This window comes from Streptomyces sp. SID12501 (assembly GCF_010550245.1).
Lineage (GTDB): Bacteria > Actinomycetota > Actinomycetes > Streptomycetales > Streptomycetaceae > Streptomyces.
This window is the reverse complement of sequence record NZ_JAAGLU010001069.1, coordinates 1-385: the sequence shown is the minus strand read 5'-3', so window position 1 is coordinate 385 and position 385 is coordinate 1. Positions and strand designations below refer to the sequence as shown.

At 68.3% G+C, this 385-nt stretch carries 1 protein-coding gene; it reads left to right on the top strand.

Going from position 1 to position 385, the window contains the following annotated elements; genetic code table 11:
- A partial coding sequence (locus G3I71_RS49860; RefSeq protein WP_164325610.1) for an ABC transporter permease occupies positions 1-385 on the top strand: 385 nt, incomplete at both ends.

The following is a 385-nucleotide window of genomic DNA, read 5'->3' as shown; positions in this document are numbered from 1 at the left end:
CTCCAGCTGTTCCCGTTCTCGCTCGGCGACCACCCGTTCGGCCAGGACACGGTCGGCCGCGACTACTTCGCCATGACGATGCGCGGGACGCAGATCTCCCTCGCGATCACGTTCATGGTCGGCGCGATCTCCGCGATCATCGGCGTCGTCTTCGGTGCCGCCGCCGGCTACTTCCGTGGCTGGATCGAGGCGGTGCTCATGCGCCTGACCGACATGGTGATCATCATCCCCGTGCTGCTCATCGGCGCGGTCATCGCGTACAACTCGAAGGCCGGCGTGCTCGTGCTGGGCGTGCTGCTCGGGCTCACCACGTGGACCGGCATGGCGCGTCTGGTGCGCGGCGACTTCCTGTCGCTGCGCGAGCGCGAGTTCGTCGAGGCGGCCC